The 5205-nt window shown below is 68.9% G+C and carries 5 protein-coding genes; 2 read left to right on the forward strand and 3 right to left on the reverse strand.

Annotated features, from left to right (window positions below; genetic code table 11):
* Nucleotides 1-55: 55 nt before the first annotated feature.
* Nucleotides 56-613, reverse strand: coding sequence for a DUF4245 domain-containing protein (locus ACWGI8_RS38915; protein ID WP_453668168.1), 558 nt, complete (start codon nt 611-613; stop codon nt 56-58).
* Between the two features lie 125 nt (nt 614-738).
* On the opposite strand from ACWGI8_RS38915, the gene glpX reads away from it, so the two are divergent.
* On the forward strand, nt 739-1770 hold the full coding sequence (gene glpX / locus ACWGI8_RS38920; RefSeq protein WP_453668169.1) for a class II fructose-bisphosphatase: 1032 nt from the start codon (nt 739-741) through the stop codon (nt 1768-1770).
* A 146-nt stretch (nt 1771-1916) separates the two neighbouring features.
* Here glpX and ACWGI8_RS38925 read toward each other — a convergent pair whose 3' ends face one another.
* Nucleotides 1917-2270, reverse strand: a complete 354-nt coding sequence (locus ACWGI8_RS38925; RefSeq protein ID WP_453668170.1) for a WhiB family transcriptional regulator — start codon at nt 2268-2270, stop codon at nt 1917-1919.
* 138 nt (nt 2271-2408) lie between these two features.
* Complete coding sequence (locus ACWGI8_RS38930) at nt 2409-3119, reverse strand: DUF1707 SHOCT-like domain-containing protein (protein ID WP_453668171.1); 711 nt, start codon at nt 3117-3119, stop codon at nt 2409-2411.
* A 254-nt stretch (nt 3120-3373) separates the two neighbouring features.
* Here ACWGI8_RS38930 and ACWGI8_RS38935 point away from each other — a divergent pair, with 254 nt between their 5' ends.
* Nucleotides 3374-5065: a fumarate hydratase gene (locus ACWGI8_RS38935; RefSeq protein ID WP_453668172.1), complete on the forward strand. Its 1692-nt coding sequence runs from the start codon at nt 3374-3376 to the stop codon at nt 5063-5065.
* The last annotated feature ends 140 nt before the right edge of the window (nt 5066-5205 follow it).

The following is a 5205-nucleotide window of genomic DNA, read 5'->3' on the forward strand; positions in this document are numbered from 1 at the left end:
CACCCCGAGTGGGTGCGGCGGCCTTGTCGTGTCGGTCAGGACGAGCCAGGAGGCATCAGGACGCGGCCGGGCCCGGCGTCGGGGTGGTGGACTCCGACTTCGACTCCAGCGCCGCCGCCATCTGCGCGAGCCGCTCGTACGACGCCGTGCCGGTCACCACGGTCGTCGAGCCCTTGTCCGTGCGCACCAGCGCGTCGTACTTCGGGCCCTCCCAGCGCTCCCAGGTCTCGCCGCCCACCTTCTGCGTGCGGTCGGTCCTGGTGGCCCGCTGGGTGACCTTCGGGATGTACTTTCCGGCCGGAGCCGTCGACTGCTCGACCGCGACGTACTGGCCGTCCGGGTCGAGGAAGCCCAGGTGCCAGGCGTGGTCCTCCTGGCCCTTGAAGGTGACCGACGTAGGCTTCCAGCCCGCGGGGAGTCCCGTCGGGGCGGCCACCGGATAGGGTGCTGCCCGGCGTGCCGTCACCAGCTCGACGCGGTAGTCGACGGCCTTGTTCGGGTCCATCGAATCGTCGTGCGGAACGAAGATGTAGATCACACCTGCGAAGACGCAGATGACCGCCATCGACTGGATCATTCCGCGCACTGTCTGCTTGCCTCGCATACCTGCCACCGCACTATGGTCGCATCAAGGTTGTTTGCTCAAACGTGGGCCCCTCTGCTCATTTTGTCGACGTACCGATAGAGTCACAGCACCCTCTTTTTTCCGGCCGTCGTCGTACAGGAAGGTGCGCTCCGATGACCGAGCACAACTTGCCGTCCCAGCTCGAGGTCTCGCGCGAGGCCCCCGACCGCAACCTCGCCCTGGAGCTCGTCCGGGTCACCGAGGCCGCCGCCATGGCCGCCGGCCGGTGGGTCGGACGCGGCGACAAGAACGGCGCGGACGGTGCCGCGGTCAAGGCCATGCGGACCCTCGTCAGCACCGTGTCGATGAACGGTGTCGTCGTGATCGGCGAGGGCGAGAAGGACGAAGCCCCCATGCTGTTCAACGGGGAGCGCATCGGCGACGGGACCGGCGCGGAGTGCGACATCGCCGTGGACCCGATCGACGGCACGACGCTCACCGCCAAGGGCATGCCCAACGCGATCGCGGTCCTCGCGGCCGCCGACCGCGGCACCATGTTCGACCCGTCCGCGGTCTTCTACATGGACAAGCTGGTCACCGGCCCCGAGGCCGCCGACTTCGTCGACATCAACGCCCCGGTCTCGGTGAACATCCGCCGGGTTGCCAAGGCGAAGAACTCCTCGCCCGAGGACGTCACCGTCGTCATCCTGGACCGGCCCCGCCACGAGGGAATCGTCAAGGAGATCCGCGAGACCGGCGCACGCATCAAGTTCATCTCGGACGGCGATGTCGCGGGCGCGATCATGGCCGTGCGCGAGGGCACCGGCGTCGACATGCTGATGGGCATCGGCGGTACGCCGGAGGGCATCATCACCGCGTGCGCGATCAAGTGCCTCGGCGGCACGATCCAGGGCAAGCTCTGGCCGAAGGACGACGCGGAGCGGCAGCGCGCACTCGACGCGGGCCACGACCTGGACCGGGTGCTGTTCATGGATGACCTGGTCAGCGGCGACAACGTGTTCTTCGTCGCGACCGGCATCACGGACGGCGAGCTGCTGCGCGGCGTCCGGTACCGCGCCGAGACGGCGACCACGCAGTCGCTGGTGATGCGCTCCAAGTCGGGCACGATCCGCCAGATCGACTCGACCCACCGCCTGTCGAAGCTGCGCGCCTACAGCGCCATCGACTTCGACCGCGCGAAGTAGGCCGGCCGCACTCGCCGCAGGCGGACCGAGCCGCCAGGAACGTAGGCGAACCGAGCCGCCAAGAACACAGAAAGGGGCGCCCCCATGTGCGGTGGGAGCGCCCCTTCCCGTACGTACGCGGGGAACCGCGTACGTCAACGGGTGCGTCAGGCCGCCGATGCCGACTTCTTGAGCTCCATCTCGCGCCGCCTGCGACGGGCCAGCACGACGCGGCGCTCGGCCGCCGTGAGGCCGCCCCACACGCCGTACGGCTCGGGCTGGAGCAGAGCGTGCTCCCGGCACTCCACCATGACCGGGCAGCGGGCGCAGACGCGCTTGGCGGCATCTTCGCGGGAGAGCCGTGCGGCGGTCGGTTCCTTGGATGGCGCGAAGAACAGTCCGGCTTCATCCCGGCGGCACACCGCCTCCGTGTGCCAGGGCCCGTCCTGATCCTCCCGAGCGGTGGTTCGCTGGGTCGGAACGGCGGCTACCTGCAGGGGCTGATGCGGCAGTGGCAGCACGATCTACTCCTGACGACGGCTTCGCGAGCGAGAGACGATGCAGCAAGCCCTACCCGCTGTGCGCGCGCCTATGCACTGAGTGGCACTGAGTTCCCTGAGGCGGAACCACGGACCGCGGGCGCCAGGAACCTCGCGGGATCAGTGGCCCAGGTGCTTGCGCAGGCGGTCGTGGAGGTCGGCGACGCGCTTGCCCCGCTTCGGCTTGGCCTCCACGTTGCCGAAAACGGAATAGCCGTTGACCACGACGACGGGTGCCTCGGGGTCGGTGGCCTCCAGGGTGAGCACCTCGAAGTTGCCGAAGACCCCGGTGCCGCTGCCGCGCAGTGAGATGTTCTCGGGAACGCGGACCTCGACATTGCCGAAGATCGACGTCGCGTTGATGACCGTGAGCCGCTGACCGAACATCGCCTCGGTCAGATCGATCTCGATGCTGCCGAAGAGGGAGAAGGCGTTGGTCCTGGGGCCCACGCGCCAGCGGCCCTTGCGGGTGGAGCTGGAGAACACCGCGACGAGGTTGTCGGCGGGCGCGGACGTGTCCTCGGGTCCGTACTTGTAGGACGCGGGCTGCGGGCGGGGGCGGGTCGTGGGCAGGTCCCGCACCAGCGGTTCCAGTTCGCCGACCGTCTTGGCGCGGTAGACCGAGTCGATCCGGTCGGAGTGCTCCTCGGCGTCGATCCGGCCCTCGGCCAGGGCCTCCCGGAGAATGTCCGCGATCCGGTCCCGGTCGGCGTCGGAGGCACGGATGGAGCCGGCCGGGTCGGCGGCACGGTCCGCGGGCTCGGCGTGAGCGACCGGCTTCTGAAGGTTCCCGCGGCCGGAGGCCGCTGAATCATGCTTGTCGAGGTCCACGTGCCCAGACTAGCGAAACGCGATAGATCGCGACTAGGGCCTGCCCGGTGGATCAGGCCCTGGGGCCTGTTCGGCGGGTCAGGTCGTGGTGGCCGTGAGGCCGCCGTGAGGCCGGCCGGATGTGCCGGTGCGGACAACACGCCCCGGCAACTGAGCCTTACCTCACAAGCCCGCACGGCTGGGGGCGTCTTACGCTTGTGGACGCGCTGCCAATGGAGGCCGCGCCGCAGTCTGCCGAGTGAGGAATGGCCGTAATGCCCCCTGTCTCCCGCCCGTCCAGCCCAGAGTTTGCGTACTCCGATCTGCTCCCGCTGGGAGAGGACACCACGCCCTACCGCCTGGTGACCGCCGAGGGTGTCTCCACCTTCGAGGCCGACGGCCGTACGTTCCTCAAGGTCGAGCCGGAGGCGCTGCGCAAGCTCGCCGAAGAGGCGATCCACGACATCCAGCACTACCTCCGCCCGGCGCACCTCGCCCAGCTGCGCAAGATCATCGACGATCCCGAGGCGTCGTCGAACGACAAGTTCGTCGCCCTGGACCTGCTGAAGAACGCGAACATCGCGGCCGCGGGCGTGCTGCCGATGTGCCAGGACACCGGCACGGCGATCGTCATGGGCAAGCGCGGGCAGAACGTGCTCACCGAGGGCGGCGACGAGGAAGCCCTCTCGCGCGGCATCTACGACGCGTACACCCGGCTGAACCTGCGCTACTCGCAGATGGCCCCGCTGACCATGTGGGACGAGAAGAACACCGGCTCGAACCTGCCCGCGCAGATCGAGCTGTACGCGACCGACGGCGGCGCGTACAAGTTCCTCTTCATGGCGAAGGGCGGCGGCTCCGCCAACAAGTCCTTCCTCTACCAGGAGACCAAGGCGGTCCTGAACGAGGCCTCCATGATGAAGTTCCTGGAGGAGAAGATCCGCTCGCTGGGCACGGCGGCGTGCCCGCCGTACCACCTCGCGATCGTCGTCGGCGGTACGTCGGCCGAGTTCGCGCTGAAGACCGCGAAGTACGCCTCCGCGCACTACCTGGACGAGCTGCCGTCCGAGGGCTCGGAGCTGGGTCACGGCTTCCGTGACGAGGAGCTGGAGAAGAAGGTCTTCGAGCTGACGCAGAAGATCGGCATCGGCGCGCAGTTCGGCGGCAAGTACTTCTGCCACGACGTGCGCGTGGTGCGGCTGCCGCGGCACGGCGCCTCGCTGCCCGTCGCGATCGCCGTGTCCTGCTCGGCCGACCGCCAGGCCGTCGCGAAGATCACGGCCGAGGGCGTCTTCCTGGAGCAGCTGGAGACGGACCCGGCGCGCTTCCTGCCGGAGACCACCGACGAGCACCTGGAGTCGGAAGGTGACGTGGTCAGGATCGACCTCAACCAGCCGATGGACGAGATCCTCGCCGAGCTGACCAAGTACCCGGTCAAGACCCGGCTCTCGCTCACCGGCCCGCTGGTCGTGGCGCGCGACATCGCGCACGCCAAGATCAAGGAGCGGCTGGACGCGGGCGAGGAGATGCCGCAGTACCTGAAGGACCATCCGGTCTACTACGCCGGCCCGGCGAAGACCCCGGAGGGTTACGCCTCCGGCTCCTTCGGCCCGACCACGGCAGGCCGTATGGACTCGTACGTCGAGCAGTTCCAGGCGGCGGGCGGCTCCAAGGTCATGCTGGCCAAGGGCAACCGGAGCAAGCAGGTCACGGACGCCTGCGACGCGCACGGCGGCTTCTACCTCGGCTCGATCGGCGGTCCGGCGGCGCGGCTCGCGCAGGACTGCATCAAGAAGGTCGAGGTCGTCGAGTACGAGGAGCTCGGCATGGAGGCGGTCTGGAAGATCGAGGTCGAGGACTTCCCGGCGTTCATCGTCGTGGACGACAAGGGCAACGACTTCTTCCAGAACCCGGCGCCCGCGCCGACGTTCACCAGCATCCCGGTGCGGGGCCCCGGTCTGGCCTAGGCCGATTCTTCACGGTCCGGTCTGCCCTCAGGCAGCGTCAATCGCCGGACGGGCTGGGCTTCCAGCCCGTCCGGCTACGTCGCGGGCCCGACAAGATCGCCCGGACAGGACCTGAGAGCGCGGGGTCCGGTGCGGAGCCC

The sequence above is a fragment of the Streptomyces sp. NPDC054841 genome, from assembly GCF_053611045.1.